The 15770-nt window shown below is 67.8% G+C and carries 15 protein-coding genes; 8 read left to right on the top strand and 7 right to left on the bottom strand.

Translation table 11 applies throughout. From position 1 onward, the window contains the following. Positions 1 to 1586, top strand: a 1586-nt coding sequence (locus RUU78_RS15085; protein ID WP_313918016.1) for an Ig-like domain-containing protein, incomplete at its 5' end; no start/stop codon positions are given. A gap of 364 nt (positions 1587 to 1950) precedes the next feature. Here RUU78_RS15085 and RUU78_RS15080 read toward each other — a convergent pair. The 4 genes from RUU78_RS15080 to RUU78_RS15065 form a co-directional block, all read right to left on the bottom strand. Next, the gene (locus RUU78_RS15080; protein WP_313918014.1) at positions 1951 to 2949 is read right to left on the bottom strand and encodes a hypothetical protein; all 999 of its coding nucleotides are present in this window, start codon (positions 2947 to 2949) and stop codon (positions 1951 to 1953) included. Beyond that, positions 2949 to 4043, bottom strand: coding sequence for a hypothetical protein (locus RUU78_RS15075; RefSeq protein ID WP_313918012.1), 1095 nt, complete (start codon positions 4041 to 4043; stop codon positions 2949 to 2951). The genes RUU78_RS15080 and RUU78_RS15075 overlap by 1 nt, the downstream gene beginning before the upstream one ends. Before the next feature lie 320 nt (positions 4044 to 4363). Beyond that, positions 4364 to 5332, bottom strand: coding sequence for a hypothetical protein (locus RUU78_RS15070; protein WP_313918010.1), 969 nt, complete (start codon positions 5330 to 5332; stop codon positions 4364 to 4366). Beyond that, a complete protein-coding gene (locus tag RUU78_RS15065; protein WP_313918008.1) occupies positions 5329 to 6342 on the bottom strand; it encodes a hypothetical protein in 1014 nt (337 codons plus the stop codon). The genes RUU78_RS15070 and RUU78_RS15065 overlap by 4 nt, the downstream gene beginning before the upstream one ends. Before the next feature lie 138 nt (positions 6343 to 6480). On the opposite strand from RUU78_RS15065, the gene RUU78_RS15060 reads away from it, so the two are divergent. From RUU78_RS15060 to RUU78_RS15045, 4 genes are all read left to right on the top strand, one after another. Continuing rightward, the gene (locus RUU78_RS15060; protein ID WP_313918006.1) at positions 6481 to 7311 is read left to right on the top strand and encodes a PhzF family phenazine biosynthesis protein; all 831 of its coding nucleotides are present in this window, start codon (positions 6481 to 6483) and stop codon (positions 7309 to 7311) included. Between the two features lie 132 nt (positions 7312 to 7443). After that, positions 7444 to 8061: a glycoside hydrolase family 25 protein gene (locus RUU78_RS15055; RefSeq protein WP_313918004.1), complete on the top strand. Its 618-nt coding sequence runs from the start codon at positions 7444 to 7446 to the stop codon at positions 8059 to 8061. 319 nt (positions 8062 to 8380) lie between these two features. Next, on the top strand, positions 8381 to 8581 hold the full coding sequence (locus tag RUU78_RS15050; RefSeq protein WP_313918003.1) for a hemin uptake protein HemP: 201 nt from the start codon (positions 8381 to 8383) through the stop codon (positions 8579 to 8581). Positions 8582 to 8751: 170 nt separating this feature from the next. After that, a complete protein-coding gene (locus RUU78_RS15045) occupies positions 8752 to 9336 on the top strand; it encodes a hypothetical protein (RefSeq protein ID WP_313918001.1) in 585 nt (194 codons plus the stop codon). A gap of 174 nt (positions 9337 to 9510) precedes the next feature. On the opposite strand, the gene RUU78_RS15040 is transcribed toward RUU78_RS15045, so the two are convergent. The 3 genes from RUU78_RS15040 to RUU78_RS15030 are packed head-to-tail and all read right to left on the bottom strand — an operon-like array spanning position 9511 to position 12070. Next, the gene (locus RUU78_RS15040; RefSeq protein WP_313918000.1) at positions 9511 to 10791 is read right to left on the bottom strand and encodes a PDZ domain-containing protein; all 1281 of its coding nucleotides are present in this window, start codon (positions 10789 to 10791) and stop codon (positions 9511 to 9513) included. A gap of 8 nt (positions 10792 to 10799) precedes the next feature. After that, positions 10800 to 11519, bottom strand: a complete 720-nt coding sequence (locus RUU78_RS15035) for a hypothetical protein (protein ID WP_313917998.1) — start codon at positions 11517 to 11519, stop codon at positions 10800 to 10802. Further along, positions 11489 to 12070 (bottom strand): sigma-70 family RNA polymerase sigma factor, encoded by a 582-nt coding sequence (locus RUU78_RS15030; RefSeq protein WP_313917996.1) that lies wholly within the window; start codon positions 12068 to 12070, stop codon positions 11489 to 11491. The genes RUU78_RS15035 and RUU78_RS15030 overlap by 31 nt, the downstream gene beginning before the upstream one ends. A 280-nt stretch (positions 12071 to 12350) precedes the next feature. On the opposite strand from RUU78_RS15030, the gene RUU78_RS15025 reads away from it, so the two are divergent. Genes RUU78_RS15025 through RUU78_RS15015 form a run of 3 tightly spaced genes read left to right on the top strand, consistent with a single transcriptional unit; the run spans position 12351 to position 15727 of the window. After that, the gene (locus tag RUU78_RS15025; RefSeq protein ID WP_313917993.1) at positions 12351 to 13628 is read left to right on the top strand and encodes an HlyD family efflux transporter periplasmic adaptor subunit; all 1278 of its coding nucleotides are present in this window, start codon (positions 12351 to 12353) and stop codon (positions 13626 to 13628) included. 59 nt (positions 13629 to 13687) lie between these two features. Continuing rightward, positions 13688 to 14410 (top strand): ABC transporter ATP-binding protein, encoded by a 723-nt coding sequence (locus RUU78_RS15020; RefSeq protein ID WP_313917991.1) that lies wholly within the window; start codon positions 13688 to 13690, stop codon positions 14408 to 14410. A gap of 9 nt (positions 14411 to 14419) precedes the next feature. After that, a complete protein-coding gene (locus RUU78_RS15015; protein ID WP_313917988.1) occupies positions 14420 to 15727 on the top strand; it encodes an ABC transporter permease in 1308 nt (435 codons plus the stop codon). Positions 15728 to 15770: the final 43 nt, after the last annotated feature.

Genomic DNA, 15770 nt, shown 5'->3' with positions numbered 1-15770 from the left:
TCCTCGCGCTGTACGGCATGGAGTGGGGCGTGATCTCCGGCGGCGGGCATCTCAACATCATCAACGGCAGCCTGCTCGCGAACTGGGAGACCAACAGTTCTGGCCAACTGCTCGGCGACGTCTCCACGCCCAAGAGCAACTATGCATCGTTGTATACGACCATGCGCAGCCGCGGCTGGGTCGGCCAGTTCAACCATCCGGACACCTCGGACCAGTTCCCGGTCGGCGGCACGGTCATGGGCTATAGCGCCGACGGCGACGAAGTCATGGTCGCGGCGGAAATCCTCAACACCTCGGCGTTCTCGTCCAACACCACGGAAACCGAGACCAGCCGCAGCACCTACGAGAGTGCCTACAACAAGCTGCTCGAACGCGGCTTCCATATCGCGCCGGCCAGCAACCAGGACAATCACTGTGCGAACTGGGGCGCGTCGTATACCAACCGCACCGGCGTGCTGCTGCCTACCGGCACCGCGCTGAACGAGGCGAACTTCGTCGCCGCGCTCAAGGCGCGCCGCTTCTTCGCGACGATGGACAAGAACTCGCAGCTGATCCTGACCGCGAACGGCAAGGTCATGGGCGAGCGTTTCAGCAACAGCGGCGCGCTGAACCTCGTGGCCAACTTCGCCAACAGCGCGGGGCGCAGCGCGTCGCAGGTGCGCATCTACGAGGGCGTGCCCGGGCGCAACGGCACCGTCACGCAACTCGCGGCGAGCGCGAGCGTGACGGTCACGCCCAGTGCCGGCGCGCATTTCTACTACGCCAAGGTGACCCAGGACGACGGCAAGATCCTCTGGTCCGCGCCGGTATGGGTCACGCAGGGCAGCGGCGGAGGCGACACGACACCGCCGACGGTGTCGGCCAGCGTCAGCGGCAGCAGCGGCACGATCAGCCTGAACGCGACCGCGTCGGACAACGTCGGCGTGAGCCGCGTGGACTTCCTCGTCGACGGTGCGCTCAAGGGCAGCGACAGCAGTTCGCCGTATGCGCTCGGACTGGACTCGACGGGCCTGAGCAACGGCACGCACAGCCTCGTCGCGCGTGCGTTCGACGCGGCCGGCAACAGCAGGGATTCGAGCGCCGTGAGTTTCAGCGTGAACAATTCCGGCGGCGGTACCCCGGTGCAGCGCATCGTCAACGGCGGTTTCGAGTCGGGAACGGCTTCCTGGACCGCGACGTCGGGCGTGATCACGAACGACAGTGGCGCGGCCGCGCATGGCGGCAGCTGGAAAGCCTGGCTCAACGGCTACGGCAGCGCGCATACCGACACGGTCTACCAGTCGGTCACGATTCCGGCCACGGCAACACAGGCCACGCTGTCGTTCTGGCTCGACGTGACCACCGACGAGACCTCGACCACGCAGGCCTGGGACACGCTTGCCGTCGAGCTGCGCAACGCCAGCAACGCGGTGGTCGCGACGCTCGCGACGTATTCGAACCTCAACGCGCCCGGCGGCTACAGCCAGAAGAACTTCAGCCTCATCGCCTACAAGGGCCAGACACTGCGCGTCCACTTCAAGGGCGTGGAAGGCTCGCAGGTGGCGACCTCGTTCATCGTCGACGATGTGAGTTTGCTGACGCAGTAGGTGCGCGCAATCGGTCCCGGCCCGCGAGCTGCTTGCGGGGAGAGGCCTGGGGTGCGTCGTAATTTGCGAGGAAGAACTACACCATCCCCACCCAAACCATCCGGCCCGTTGGGGCGTTCAAGACTCCCAGAACCTTGCACTTCTGAGCGGCTGCTTTTCACCCGCTGGAAGTTGAGCTTATCTAGCCGAGCCGTTTTTTCCCTCCCCTTCAAGGGGAGGGTTGGGTGGGGATGGTGTTCGTCGTGCATGTGGAGCCGGTGTATTCGCTTGCCACTACCGCGAGTTGCGATGACTTTTCCTATAAGTGGAAAGATGACGTTTTATAAGGAAGGGCCGCGCCCCGCGCCAATCCGAGCCGCGAGCTCTAGGGCGACCAGCGCTCGGCTTCCGCGCGCTGCTCGGCGCTGAGTTCCGCGCCGATGCGATTGAGCACCGCGCGAGCCGTGTCCGCGCGTTCGTCGTCAGGATTGCTGCGCAGGTAGACGCTGAGCCAGCGATAGGCCTGCAGCGGATCGTTCGTGATCGCCGCGGCGAGCAGCAGGCGCGAACGGCGGCCGTTGCCGTCGAGTTCGCGTCCGCTGTCTATCGCGTAAGCCAGGCCCAGGACGTAGGCCGCATCGGCATCGCCGCCGGCGGCGCGCTCGTACACCCGGCCGGGCGCGCGCCGGGCCCAGTCGATGGCCTGCTCGATGTCGCGGCTGTAGCCGGGCGCCAATGGCGGGTCGTCGATGAAGCGCCAGAAATCCTTGTCGCTGCCCAGCCGCGCGGCGATTTCCGCGAGGGCATAGCGCACTTGCGGCGGCTGCGGCACGTAGCCGCGGCATTCGTCGAGCAGGCGCTGCTGCACCGCGCCGAGCTGGCTGCGACGCTGTTCCTGGTCTTCGATCGTGGCGGCCGCGGCGACATCCGTATCGAGCGAGGCGAGACGCGAGCGTCCGCGCGTGGTCGCGCGCAGGAAGCCCGGCGTCGGCAGGCTGCTCCCGGCCTCGGGCGTCAGCGGCATCATCGAGAAACAGCGCGCGTCGCGCTGCAGCCATTCCGCGGCCGCGGCCGCGTCGCCGTTCTCCGCGCGTTCGCGCAGGCTGTCGAGCAGTGGCGACCAGGACGATGTCTGCGCCGGCAGCGGCGGTGGCGGCAGCGCGGCGCTGCGCGCGAGCAGCGGATGGTGCGCCGCGTTCGCGCTGCGCGGCGCACGCGGCAGGCGGCGTGCGCTTTCGCTGGGTGGCGCGGGCGCCGTCGTCGCTTCGGCGGTTGGCGCAACCGTTGCGACGACCTGCGACGCGCGCGTGTCGGCCAGGCGCGTTACCGCATAGCCACAGGTCGCGCCAAGCAGCGCGGCGGCGAGTGCGTAGGCCGTGCGCATCAACGCGCTCCCGCGCGGCGCACGTTGCCGCAGAGCGAATTGTCGGGTGAAGGGCCGACGGCCGGCGCCTGGAAACGGATGCGCGCGCGCGCCGCCGCGGCCCAGGCGTCGGCCTGGGCGATGCGCTCGGCACTCAGGCGGGCCGCGTTGCTGCGCTGGATTTCCGACCAACGCGTCGCCTGGTCCGGCGACAGCGTCTGCTGCGCGACCGCCGCATAGGCATAGGCCCAGTAGGGATCGTCGCCGAGACGGCCGGTCCAGGGTCGCGCGTCACGCGGCTGCCAGGTCGAGTACATGCCCGACAGCACGGCGGCCGCTTCAGGCAAGCCGCTTTCGAATGCCTGGCGCACGAAGGCCGGCGATTCGCTGTTCCAGCGCTCGCTCCAGTCGACCCATTGCGGCGACATGATCTCGCGGTTCCATTCGTTGGGTGCGAGTGCGTAGCAGAGCTGCGCCTCCGGATCGCCGGCGGCCGCGGCCTGGCGTATCCATTCTGCACTTCTGGACAATGCCGTAGGATCGACACCCTCGCAGCGCTTCTGCGCCTGGACCGCGTTCGCGACGAAGTGCTCGGCGGCCTGCAGGCGGCGGTCGATGATTTCCTCGGGACTGATTTCTTCTCCCGCTTCGCTGCCGCCTGCCGCACCGCCGGGGGCGCCCGGCACGCGAGGCCCGCCGCGGCCACGACGACCGCCGCGGCTGCCGCGGTCCATCAGCCGCTCGGCGATGTCGAGCTGACGTTCCTGAGTGGCGCATTCGTAGAGATCGTCGGCGAGGCGGCGCGCGGCCTGGGCGTCGCCGTCGCGTGCCTGTTGCGCGAGTTCTTCGTAGTACGAACTGATGGGCACGTCGCGCGCGGGCAGCGGCGTGGTGCGTGCGGCAGAGGACGGCTTCGCCGCGGCAGCCACCGTTTCCGTCGAGGCTGCGGTCGCTGCCGCTGCGCGACTGTTGGTGGCAGGCGTCTCCACATCGCCGAGCGACGTTTCCGGCGCGGCTGCGCCGGTCAGACGCGCGATGGCGTGTCCACCTGCGATGCCACCGATAAAGCAGGCCGCAAGCAGCAGGGCTGCACGGCGACCGTTCGCTGTTGCCATGATGATGACTCGTGCCTGCAATCCGTCCTGATCATGCCTACCCCGCGCGCTGCTGGCGAGATGCCGCGCGGCGAAGTGTTCAGCTTTGCGGCAGTGCGGTGTCGAAGCATCGCCGCCTGTCTTTCGGATTGTCTTTGACGTCTGCGGCTTGATTGCGTGCGGCGGATTTCCCGAGAGCCGCAGAAAAAGCATCTTCCCCCCGCGCAAATGCGCGTGGTGGAGAGGGCTCAAGCTGCAACGACCCTGCGCCGCCGGGTCGCATCGGCCGACGTCGCGCGAATCGGCGAAGCGCCTTCAGGAAACGCCACCATTCATCACATTCACTGTGACGTGGACTTCGTGATCGCCGTACCCAGCTCGCGCTCGAGCGCCGCCCGCTCCGACGGATCGAGGCGCCCCGCCAGTTGCACCAGCGCCGCGCGCGCGAATGCCGCATGCGCGCCGTCCGGCGCGAGCTGCAGGTAGCGCGAAAGCCATCGGTAGGACTGTGCGGCGTCATTGTCGAGTGCGCCATTGAGCAGGAAGTAGGCGTCGAGTCCGGCCGGCTCATCGTCGGCATCCAGCGCGTACGCGAGGCCCAGCGCCAGCGCGGCGTCGGCGTCGCCGCGTCCGGCACGTTCGCTCAGCATCGCCGGCACACGGCTCGACCAGTCGCGCATATGTGCGAGCTGCTCGGCATTGCCGCCCTGGTTCATCGACAGGTCCTCAAAGAACGGCGGCTCGGCGATGAAGCGGCGCAGCCCTTCGGGAGGACCGTGCTGCGCGGCGATCTGGGCGATCGCGTAGCGTTCGGCGTCGTTGCTCGCGCGGTATCCGTTGCAGGACGCATGCAGGCGCGCTTCGATCGCGCGTGCGCGCGTCTGACGCTGCGCGGCGTCGATGGAACGGTCAGCGAGGTATGCGTGCTCCTCAGCGCTGATCTGCGCAAACCGCGGTCGCTCCGGCGGCTCCGATTCGTCGTCGAAGTACTCCACCAGAACGATGGCGCTAAAGCGCTCGACATAGCGGCAGGCGCGATTCAGATCCATCCATTGCAGCGCTGCGGCGCCGTCGCCGGCCATGGCGCGCTGCTGCAGTGCGATCTGTTCGGCATTTCCGCCCGGTGGTGTCATGGTCGGCGGCGCGACACGCGCTGTCCGTGGCGGCGCTTTCGACGTCCGCTCAGCCAGCGGCGCGTTGTCCGCCGGTGTTAGGGCCGGTCTGTCGGGATCCGCAGCGGACTTCGGCCAGAAGAAGCCGACAGCGATTCCGGCGGCCACGGCGATCACGATGACAATGGCGCGCCTCATGGCCACGACGCCAGGTAGCCGAGCCGTGCGCAGTCGGCAGGCAAACCGCCGCGCCCGGAATCGGGCAGGGGCGGCAGCATCATTCGGTCGTGCTGAGCGGCGGCCCACTCGGACGCCTGTGCGCGCTGCGTGGACGACAGCGGCAGCGCGAGCTTCTGCGCGCGTTGGTTCCATCGGTCCCGCCGCTTGCCGGGAAGCACGTCGGCTGCGACGAGTGCGTAGGCGTAGGCCCAGTAAGGATCATCGCCGATGCGGCCAAACCAGCGTCCACCCAGTTCGGGACGCGTATGCATCTGCGACAGCACGGCGGCCGCTTCCGGCATACCGGCATCGAACGCGCGGCGCAGTAGTTGCGGTGATTGCGCGTAGGCCTGTTCCGCGTGCCGCTGCCAGGCCGGCGAGAGCACGTTGCGGTTCCAGTCGTTCGGAAACAGCGCGTAGCAGAGCATAGCGGCGGGATCGCCGTTGCGCGCGGCCTGTTCGAGCCACTCGCTCGCGCTGCCCGGCTGCGCGTCGATGCCGGCACAGCGCTCCTTGCCTTCGCGGTACTGCTGCAGCATCGCATCCGTCATCTGCAGCATTCGCTCGTTGTGTACGGCGCTCGCCTCGTGCGCATTGGCCGCCTGGACGTCGAGCGTGGCGTTGACGGTCAGCAACACATCGTCGCCATGTCCGCAACGCAACAGGTCGTCCGCGAGGCGCCGTGCCGCGGCCGCATCGCCAACGCGTGCGCGCGCGGCGAGCTCGTCGAAGACGCTGGCAACGGGAGCATCGGCCGGTGGCAGCGGTTCTGTGCTCATCGGTCGCGGCGACAGCGCCCGTGGCGCCGGTCGCGTGCCCGCACGTGCGGATGCCGTCGGCGCGTCAGCAACTGCGGCGTGGCTGGCGACAGGGCTTTCGATCGGCGCGGAAGGCGTGACCGACGATCCGCGCGCGAGCACGCTGCCGATGGCGATGCCCACGACGAAGCCGCCGGCAACCAGGAGCAGGAAACCCCGATTCGATTGCATCGTTCTCCCGCGATGTCCCTGATCCCGGGCATACAGTAGCCGTGCGCCGGAAACACTGCCAGTGATGCATCAGTAATGACTTGAGTTGGCCAGGATCGTCCCCAACCGCAGCAGTTCGAACCCGATCAGGAACGAATCATGGACGTGTTGCGCATCGCCGCATTTTCCGATGGTGAACAAGGCGGCAATCCCGCCGGCGTCTGGCTCGGCGCAGCCCTGCCCGATGCGGCGCAGATGCAGCGCATCGCGGCCGAGGTCGGCTTTTCCGAAACCGCCTTCGCGGCGCCGACCGCGGACGGCTGGCGCGTGCGCTATTTCTCGCCGCAGAGCGAAGTGCCGTTCTGTGGCCACGCGACGATCGCGCTGGGCGCTGCGCTCGCGCTGCATCACGGCGACGGCGACTACGCGCTGGAGCTCAATCAGGCGCGCATTCGCGTGCAGGGCCGCCGTGACGGCGCTGTCGTTGCGGCAGCGCTGCAGTCGCCGACTACGCACAGCCGTGACGCCGATCCGGCGCTGCGGCAGCGCGCGCTCGACCTGTTCGGTCTGGGTGAAGACGATCTCGACCCGCGCCTGCCGCCGGCGCATATTCATGCTGGCGCGGACCATCTGCTGCTGGCCCTGCGTTCGCGCGAGGCGCTGGCGGCCATGCACTACGTGCAGGACGCCGGCCGCGCGCTCATGGACGATGCCGGCTGGATCACGATCGCGCTGGTCTGGGCGGAGTCGGCGCAGCGCTTCCATGCGCGCAATGCGTTCGCCTCGGGCGGCGTCTACGAAGACCCGGCGACCGGTGCCGCGGCCGCGGCGTTCGCCGGCTATCTGCGCGACAGGCAGTGGCCGCATGCAGGCGCGATCGACATCGTGCAGGGCGAGGACATGGGCATGCGTTCGCTGCTGCGCGTCGGAATTCCGGCGCTTGGGGGCAGCCCGGTGGAAGTATCCGGCGTGGCCCGCGTGATGGGCTAGCGCGGCCTGGCTTCCTCTGCCGCCGTAGCGGCGGTTGCGCAGGGCCGTGCGTGTGGTCAACGCGCAGTGGCGCGCCACCGTGCTTCATGTACAGTTCCACAAGCGCCGATCGCGGCCTGCTGGGGAGCTCGCATGATCAACGTCGTCGTCGACCTTTCGCATCACAACGCGAGCGTCGATTTCGCCCAGCTCGGCGCCGCAGGCATCATCGGCGTGCTGCACAAGGCGACCCAGGGCGCGAGCTATGTCGATCCGCTTTACACGTCGCGCCAGGCGCAGGCGCGTGCAGCCGGCCTGCGCTGGGGCGCCTACCATTTCGGCGACGGCAGCGACGCGCAGGCCCAGGCCGGGCATTTCCTCGCGAGCGCGAATCCCGCCGCCGGCGATCTGCTGGCGCTCGATGTGGAACAGAACACGCAGGGCAGCTCGATGACGCTGACCCAGGCCGAAGCCTTCGTGCAGTCGGTGTTCCAGCGCACCGGGCGCTGGCCCGGCGTCTATGGCGGCAGTTATCTCAAGCAGCTGCTCGGCAGTTCGACCACGTCGGTGCTGGGCAACTGCTGGCTGTGGATCTCCGAATACGCGAGCGCGCCGGTGATCGCGCCGCTATGGCCGCAGTGGACGCTATGGCAGTACACCGACGGCAACCTCGGTCCCGGTCCGCACGGCGTCGCCGGTGTCGGCAATTGCGACCGCGATTTCTACAACGGTGACCTCGCCGGACTGCAGCGCTGGTGGCTGCCGGGCTGACCGTTTGCGCCGGCTAGCCTCGCAGGGCGGCGCGCGGCAATGCCTCGGTGCTTGGGCGCGCCTGCGGCTTATCTCATCCGATTGCGTCGCTGCGTCCGTGCGTCAGTGCGTCCGCGAGGCACGAATCTCCAGCGCGCTCTGCGCCACTTCCACATGCGTCCGGTGGTGGCGCATTGCGCGATTGCGGAGTTCGGTTCAGTGCGCAGCCGGCGCACCGGCGGCGTGATCGTAGAAGAACGGCGCCACATAGTTACGGCTGCTTGACACTCAAATGCGAATCATTATCATCTGGTCACCCACCCGGGAACCGGAGCCAACCATGTCGGTGATGACGTCCACTCTTGCACTTCAGGCTGACCGCACCACGACGGCGAGTCGGCCGACGACGACGACGCCGGCACAGCGCCGCGTCGATTCGCGTCTGCTGCTGCGCGAATCGCGCGAACTCGTGATCGAACACCTGGGCCAGGAATATCGCCTGCGCCGTACACGTAACGACAAGCTGATCCTGACCAAATAAGCGCGCGGCACGCGGTACGGCGTTGCCGGACCGGCGTCGCGTTGCCCCCCGCGTCCACGTCAGAGTAGCCAGCCTCGGCCGACCGCCATCCCGGCCCCTTGCCAGCCAGCTCCGAGACTCCCGCGTTGCGCCATTCCGGCGCGGCGCCAGCCTTCCCCATCGAGGCTCGCATGTACAAGCTGCCCTTTCTGCGCGCAGCCGGCGAAGCGCGTACAGCGGCCGAGCGCTGCGGCGATGCTGCCGCGACCGCTGCGTTGCTACAGGCCATCGTATTGCCAGCGGACAACCCCCTGGTCGCGCTGGCGCGCCGCTGGCATGCGCTTGGACCGGTGTTGTGGCTGTGGCGCGCGCCGGCCGGCTGCGCGGCCGATCTCAGTGCGATCGCCGGCTGGAACTGCATCCATCGCATCGAACCCGACGGCATCTGCGAGGCACTGCGCTTCTTCCGCGATGACGGTCGCGAACAGGCCCGTCTCTATCTGTTGCCCGACAGCGACTATCTCGTCTGGGAACAACTACTGCACTGCGTGCCATGCAGCGTGCCGGAACCGCCGCGCGGACTGCACCAGCGCCTGCGCGACGCCGCCTGGTCGCGCGCCGGCCATGCCTGGCAGGGCGCAATCGTGCGCTTCTGCCACGGCGTCGATGCGGGCCGGCCCTGGCTGCTGGCGGAAGCCGCCGCCGCGGTTTCGGCGACGGGCCGGCGGCGTGCGCTGGAGATCTGCGGCGGCCTCGATGCGACGCTGATGCGCTGACCGGTACAGCGTGCGATGTCGATGCGCGCTGTGCGTTGGCTACGCGGTACGCCGTCGGGGAACGGCCGCTCGTGCAGTCCAGGGACGGATCGCTTCCAGCGCTGCGCCGTCGATCGGCTCCCGGAGAAAGCGGCGGAGTCGTTAGCGTTCGGCGCCGTGTACGGAGCTACAGGCCTATAGCGTGTTCGCCTCAGCGTCACGCGGCGGCTTCGGCGCAGCCGGCGGCGCTGGCGCACGCAGCGGATGCGGCGCATAGCCGATCGACGGCGGCGGTGGCGGCGCGGGAGCGACCGGCGGCACGGGTGGTGGCGGAGCTGCCGGAGCCGGCGGCTGCGGCGGTGTGGGCTCAGCTGGCGCGGCAGGGGGGGCGGGCGGCGCCGGTGGCGCCGGTGGCAGCGGGAACATGTTCTTGTACTGCGGCACCTTGGTGTTCACGGTCAGCGTTTTCTTCTGCCGCAGCACGCCGAGCTGGACCTCGCTGCCCGCATCCGCGTCGCGCAGCCGGCGCATGACGTCGGATGGCGAATCGACCTTGCTGCCGGCCACACTTTGCAGAATGTCTCCGCCTTTCAGTTCGGGCATGTCGTCCGGATCCGCCGACAGTACGAGCACGCCCTGCTGGGTGCCGAAGTAGTTGCCCAGATCGGGATTCAGCGGCGCGAGGTTGATGCCCCACCACGGCATCAGCTTGATGCGCAGGTCGCGCAGCTGCTGGAGATTGCCCGCACTGCGCACATGATCGACGTGTACGCGCGCATCCCTGACGCTGCGCTCGACTTCGCGACGGATCTTTTCCGGGTCGATGTCGATGTCCAGGTCGAGATCCATGTCGACGCCGGTCATGACCTGCGGCCAGTTCAGCGCTTCGCGCCGCGCGGCAGTGACGATGACGTCGAGGTTCTTGCCGTTGCGCGACAGCGCGAGCTTGACCTTCTGGTCCACCTTGAGGTCCTGCAGCACTTGCCGCGCAGTATCGAGTTCGTCGCGGCCGAGTGTTTTGCCGTCGATCGACAGCAGCAGGTCTTCATTGCGCACACCGGCCTTGTCGGCGGGGCCGCCCGGCGTGACCGCGGCGATCTGCACGCCCTTGTCGACAGGCCGCATGACGATGCCGAGCATGGCGCGATCGGTGTCGCCCAGGTAGCGCCAGGCAAATTTGCGCGGTCCGCCGTCGCCCAGGCGCACGGAAATGTCGCCCATCCTGCGGCCGAGTTCGCGCATCTCCTTGCGCAATTCGTCGAGTTCCGCGCGGGCGGCGGCTTCCGCGGCAGGCGTTGCGTACGCCTCGGCATTTGCCATGGCGCCGGCGTGTGTCGCCGCAGCCTCGGCGTGTGCCTCGGCGCGGGCTTTTGCTGCCGGTCGCGCCGCTGCCGCCGCTTCGGCCCGGGTGGCCGGTTCGGCCGCGTGCGCCACGCCCAGTAGGGTCATGGCAATCATCGGAAAAATGGATTTCATGGCATTCCTCACAAAGTATTCCAGGTGTCAGGCGCGGCCGCGTATCCGTTCGCGGCCACGCCGGTGCCAGCCAGGCTGTAGGTGGTGCGGACCGCGGCGAGATCGCGCAGCAGTTCCACGCGATCGCGCCACAGCGCTTGCGTGTCGCTGCCGGTGTCGCTGCCGGCGGCCAGTTGCAGGTCGATCAGGCCGATCATGTCTTCGATCTCGGTCGCGGCCATGAGGCTGCGACCATCCAGCGGGGTCTCGTCGGCCTTCAGCGTGCGCAGCCATTCCTCGATGCGGCCGGATTCGCTGCGAAGTGCGGCCAGTTCGGCCGTGCTGTCTGTCGGGACGTTCGCGCCGGAAGTGGCTGCGATGCTGCCCGTGGACGTCGTGGGTGGTGGTGCGACCGCGTCGCGGTTCATCGGAACCAGCGCGATGGCGAGCAGCGCGAGTCCCGCGGCCAGTGCCGCGGGCACCCAGAGCCTGCCGCGGCGCGGGCTAGCCGGGCGCGTCCGGGCGGCCGCGCTGCGGCGTGTGGCCGGATCGCCGCTCGCATCGGCATGGACAGTTTCGAGCGCGGGGAGCTCACCGACCGTGGCGGTGTCGCGCACCAGTCCCTGCGCCCGCAGGCTTGCGGCGAGGGCATCCCAGCCGCCGTCTGGCGGCGTCGCCAGCGGCAACTCGCGCAGGGCGCGGCCGACCGTCGCGGCGTTCAGGTCGGTTGCGGATTGGCGATCAGACATGGGTTCGACTCCGTGGTGCTGTCCAGGAAACCGCGCAGGCGTGCAGTGCCTCGGGCGACCTGGGATTTGGAGAAGCTGACGCTTTTGCCCAGGGCATCGGCGATCTCCGGATGGGAATAGCCTTCGACGTGATAGAGCCAGAGCACACTGCGCGTCAGCGCCGGTAACCGGCTCAGCGCCTGTTCCAGCACGAGGCCGTCGGCATGCACCCAGGGCGGCGGCGCTTCCGTTTCGATCTCGTCGTAGCTCGCGTCGAATTCGATGCGCCGGTCCTTGCGCAGACGCATCAGCGCTTCATTCAGGGCGATCTGGCGCAGCCAACCCCAGAACGGCGAATCGCCGCGGAACTGGTCGAGGCGCTGGAACAGCTTGAGCATCGCGTCATGCAGGATCTCTCGCGCGGCGTCCGCGTCATTGAGCAGGCGCAGCGCCAGGCTGTAGACGGGCCGCTCGAACAGGCGGTAGATCTGCTCGAAGGCGCGCAGCTCGCCGCGCTGGGCGCGTTGCAGCAGGCTGTCCGGCACATCGATGGCGAAGTTTGATCGGTCCACGGTCGGTCTGGATGCGGGTGGCCGCGCAATGGTCGCAGGCGGAGTCCGCGTAGTGGGGCCCGGAAGCCAAAGCCATGGGCGCTACGGGCACCGTCCGCATCTTCCTCGATACCGGGCCGCGCTGTCCGTCGGCCTGTCCGCGGACAGGCGTACGTCCCACGATTTTCGCGTAATTGTTTGATAAATAATGAAATAATGATTTGGCACGGGTGTTGCTGAAACGGGTCCATACCGAACCGTTCCGCTGCGGCGGACACCGACTCGACCCGGAGCACCTCAGATGATTCGCGATACCTCGGCCCAGGACAGAGCCATGAGCAACGCCGTAGCGCCGACCCGGCGCTACTGGAAATACGCCGTCGCCGCCGGCGTCGTCGTCCTGCTCGCGGCGTGGATATTGCCGGGCATGACCCGCATGCTGGGTTCGGGCGCTTCCTTCAGCAGCGAGCGCCTGCGCTTCGCCGAGGTCAAGCGCGGCAACCTGACCCGTGACATCTCCGCCCAGGGCCGCCTCGTCGCCGCGGTCAGCCCGACCCTCTACGCGCCGAACGGCGGCATCGTCACGCTGACCGTGCAGGCCGGCGACAAGGTCGAGAAGGAACAGGTGCTGGCCGAAGTCGTCAGCCCCGAGCTCAGCAACCGGCTACAGCAGGAACAGGCATCGCTGCAGAGCGCGGAGCTTGCCGCCGAACGTACGAGCATCGACAACCGCAAGCAGCAGTTGACCACGCAGAAGGCCGTCGATCAGGCCGAGATCGACCGCCAGACCGCCGCGCGCGAAGTCGAGCGCACGCAGAAGGCGTTCCAGCTCGGCGCGCTGCCGCAGCTGGACGTGATGCGCGCCAAGGATGCGCTGCAGAAAGCTGAAATCACCCTCGCACACGCCAGGAAAGACGTCGCGCTCGAACGCGAAAGCCTGGATTTCGAACTCAAGACTGCGCGCCTCACGCGCGATCGCCAGCGCCTGCTCGTCACCGACCTGCAGCGGCAGGTGGACGAACTGAAACTGCGTTCGCCGGTCGCCGGCCAGGTCGGCCAGCTGCTGGTGCAGCAGAAGGCCAACGTCGCAGCCAACGCCGGCATCCTGACCGTCGTGGATCTTTCGGCGATGGAAGTTGAAGTGCCGGTGCCGGAAACCTTTGCGCGCGAACTCGCGATCGGCATGCCCGCGCAGATCCAGAACGCCGGCCAGACCCTGACCGGCGAACTGTCCGCGGTCAGCCCCGAAGTGGTCAACGGCCAGGTCACCGCGCGCGTGCGCTTCACCGGCGAACAGCCGGCCGGGCTGCGCCAGAACCAGCGCATGTCCACGCGCATCCTGATCGACGAACACCCGAACGTGCTGATGGTCGAGCGCGGTCCTTTCGTCGATTCCGGCGCCGGCCGCGTCGCCTACGTCGTCGGTAAGGACGGCATGGCCGAGCGCCGCGCGATCGAAGTCGGCGCGACCAGCCTCAACGCCGTGGAACTGGTTTCCGGCGTCAAGGAAGGCGACCGCCTGATCATCTCCAGCCTCGACGAATTCAAGGGCGCCGAGCGAATCGCGCTCGCGCGCTGAACCGTGCCGCTCCCGCCTGTCACCTTTCCATTTTTGCTCCACGCCAGGGACTCAACGCCATGCTCAAGATGAACCACCTGTCCAAGGTTTACCGCACGCACCTCATCGAGACTCATGCGCTGCGCGATTTTTCCATCCATGTGCGCGAAGGCGAATTCGTCGCGGTGACCGGGCCGTCCGGCTCGGGCAAGACCACGTTCCTCAACATCGCCGGCCTGCTGGAAGAGTTCAGCGGCGGCGAGTTCTGGGTCGACGGCGTGGACGTGCGCGGCATGAACGACGACCAGCGTTCGCGCCTGCGCAACGAGAAAATCGGCTTCATCTTCCAGGGCTTCAACCTGATTCCCGACCTGAATCTGTTCGACAACGTCGACGTGCCGCTGCGTTACCGCGGCTTTTCCGCCGCCGACCGCAAGCGCCGCATCGAGGAAACGTTGTCGCGCGTCGGCCTGGCCTCGCGCATGAAGCACTACCCGGCGGAGCTGTCCGGCGGCCAGCAGCAGCGCGTCGCGATCGCGCGCGCGCTGGCCGGCACGCCGCGCCTGCTGCTGGCCGACGAACCCACCGGCAATCTCGATTCGCTAATGGCGCGCGGCGTGATGGAACTGCTCGAGGAGATCAACCGCCAGGGCACGACCATCATCATGGTCACGCACGATCCGGAGCTGGCCGCGCGCGCGCAGCGCAACGTGCACGTGATCGACGGGCAAGTCACCGATTTCGACGCCGAGCCGCAGCTGCGCGTGCCGGCCGGTAACGACGCTGCCGTGGCCCTGGCCTGAGGAATGCCGATGTTCACCTATTACCTGCAACTGGGATTCCACAGCCTCAAGCGCAATCCGCTGCTGACCGCGCTGATGGTCTTCGGCATCGCGCTGGGCATTGGCACCAGCATGACCAGCCTGACCGTGTTCTACCTCATGGGCAGCGACCCGATTCCGTGGAAAAGCGACAAGCTGCATGCGGTGCAGCTCGACAACTGGAGCGCCGAGCAGCCGTACCAGCCGCCGAACGAGCCGCCCGACCAGATCACCTACCTCGAAGCCAAGGCGCTGATGGAAGCGCGCAAGGCGGACCTGCAGACCGCGATGTACAAGGTGGCCTGGCCGGTGCAGCCGGAGAACCCGGAGATCAAGCCGTTCTCGTCGCTGGGACGCGCGACCTATACCGATTTCTTTGCGATGTTCGAGCCGCCGTTCAAGTACGGTCGCGCCTGGGACGCCGCGCAGGACACCCAGCAAGGCCGGGTCGCGGTGCTGTCGAAGGAGATCAATGAAAAGCTGTTCGGCGGCCAGGACAGCACCGGCAAGCGCGTGCGCCTCAACGAGATCGAGTACACGGTCGTCGGCGTGCTCGACACCTGGAAGCCGCGCGTCAAGTACTACGACCTGACCATCGGCGCGTTCAACGATCCCGACGAATACTACGTGCCGTTCACCACGGCGATCGAGCTGAAGACCCAGCCGAGCGGCAACAATTCCTGCTGGGCCAATTCCAAGCCGGGTTGGGACGGCTATCTCGCGTCCGACTGCGTCTGGATCCAGTTCTGGGTGCAGCTCGAATCCTCGGCGCGCGAAGAGGAGTACATGACCTTCCTCAACAATTACGTGAGCGAGCAGAAGAAGCTCGGCCGCTTCCCGCGCCCGCTCAACAACCGCCTGCCCGACGTCAACGAATGGATCGAGGCGCAGGGCGTGGTCTCGCGCGACGCGCAGATCCAGGTCGGCCTGTCGTTCGCCTTCCTCATCGTCTGCCTCGTCAACACGGTCGGCCTGCTGCTCGCGAAGTTCATGCGCAAGTCGACCGAGATCGGTCTGCGCCGCGCGCTCGGCGCCACGCGCCGTCAGCTGTTCGCGCAGCATCTCGTCGAGGCCGGGGTCATCGGCATCAGCGGCGGCCTGATCGGGCTCCTGCTGACCTGGTTCGGCCTGATGGCGGTGCGCGCGCTGTATGCGGGTCTCAACAACGTTGCGCGGCTGGACTGGGTGATGGTGCTGACCGCCATCGCGCTGTCGGTCGTCGCGGCGGTGCTTGCCGGTCTGTTCCCGACCTGGCGCGCCTGCCAGATCACGCCGGCAGTGCAACTGAAGACGCAATGACCGGCGATACCTGATCTGGTGCTTTGCCTTCTTGTGTCCTGCA

This window comes from Tahibacter sp. (genome assembly GCF_032229445.1).
Taxonomy (GTDB): domain Bacteria; phylum Pseudomonadota; class Gammaproteobacteria; order Xanthomonadales; family Rhodanobacteraceae; genus Tahibacter.
This window is presented reverse-complemented; position numbering and strand designations above follow the sequence as displayed.

Excerpts from the sequence above, each read along its gene's own strand:
- RUU78_RS15080 (WP_313918014.1), bottom strand. The coding sequence starts at position 2,949 with ATGCGCACGGCCTACGCACTCGCCGCCGCGCTGCTTGGCGCGACCTGT.
- RUU78_RS15075 (WP_313918012.1), bottom strand. The coding sequence starts at position 4,043 with ATGGCAACAGCGAACGGTCGCCGTGCAGCCCTGCTGCTTGCGGCCTGC.
- RUU78_RS15070 (WP_313918010.1), bottom strand. The coding sequence starts at position 5,332 with ATGAGGCGCGCCATTGTCATCGTGATCGCCGTGGCCGCCGGAATCGCT.
- RUU78_RS15065 (WP_313918008.1), bottom strand. The coding sequence starts at position 6,342 with ATGCAATCGAATCGGGGTTTCCTGCTCCTGGTTGCCGGCGGCTTCGTC.
- RUU78_RS15060 (WP_313918006.1), top strand. The coding sequence starts at position 6,481 with ATGGACGTGTTGCGCATCGCCGCATTTTCCGATGGTGAACAAGGCGGC.
- RUU78_RS15055 (WP_313918004.1), top strand. The coding sequence starts at position 7,444 with ATGATCAACGTCGTCGTCGACCTTTCGCATCACAACGCGAGCGTCGAT.
- RUU78_RS15050 (WP_313918003.1), top strand. The coding sequence starts at position 8,381 with ATGTCGGTGATGACGTCCACTCTTGCACTTCAGGCTGACCGCACCACG.
- RUU78_RS15045 (WP_313918001.1), top strand. The coding sequence starts at position 8,752 with ATGTACAAGCTGCCCTTTCTGCGCGCAGCCGGCGAAGCGCGTACAGCG.
- RUU78_RS15040 (WP_313918000.1), bottom strand. The coding sequence starts at position 10,791 with ATGAAATCCATTTTTCCGATGATTGCCATGACCCTACTGGGCGTGGCG.
- RUU78_RS15035 (WP_313917998.1), bottom strand. The coding sequence starts at position 11,519 with ATGTCTGATCGCCAATCCGCAACCGACCTGAACGCCGCGACGGTCGGC.
- RUU78_RS15025 (WP_313917993.1), top strand. The coding sequence starts at position 12,351 with ATGATTCGCGATACCTCGGCCCAGGACAGAGCCATGAGCAACGCCGTA.
- RUU78_RS15020 (WP_313917991.1), top strand. The coding sequence starts at position 13,688 with ATGCTCAAGATGAACCACCTGTCCAAGGTTTACCGCACGCACCTCATC.
- RUU78_RS15015 (WP_313917988.1), top strand. The coding sequence starts at position 14,420 with ATGTTCACCTATTACCTGCAACTGGGATTCCACAGCCTCAAGCGCAAT.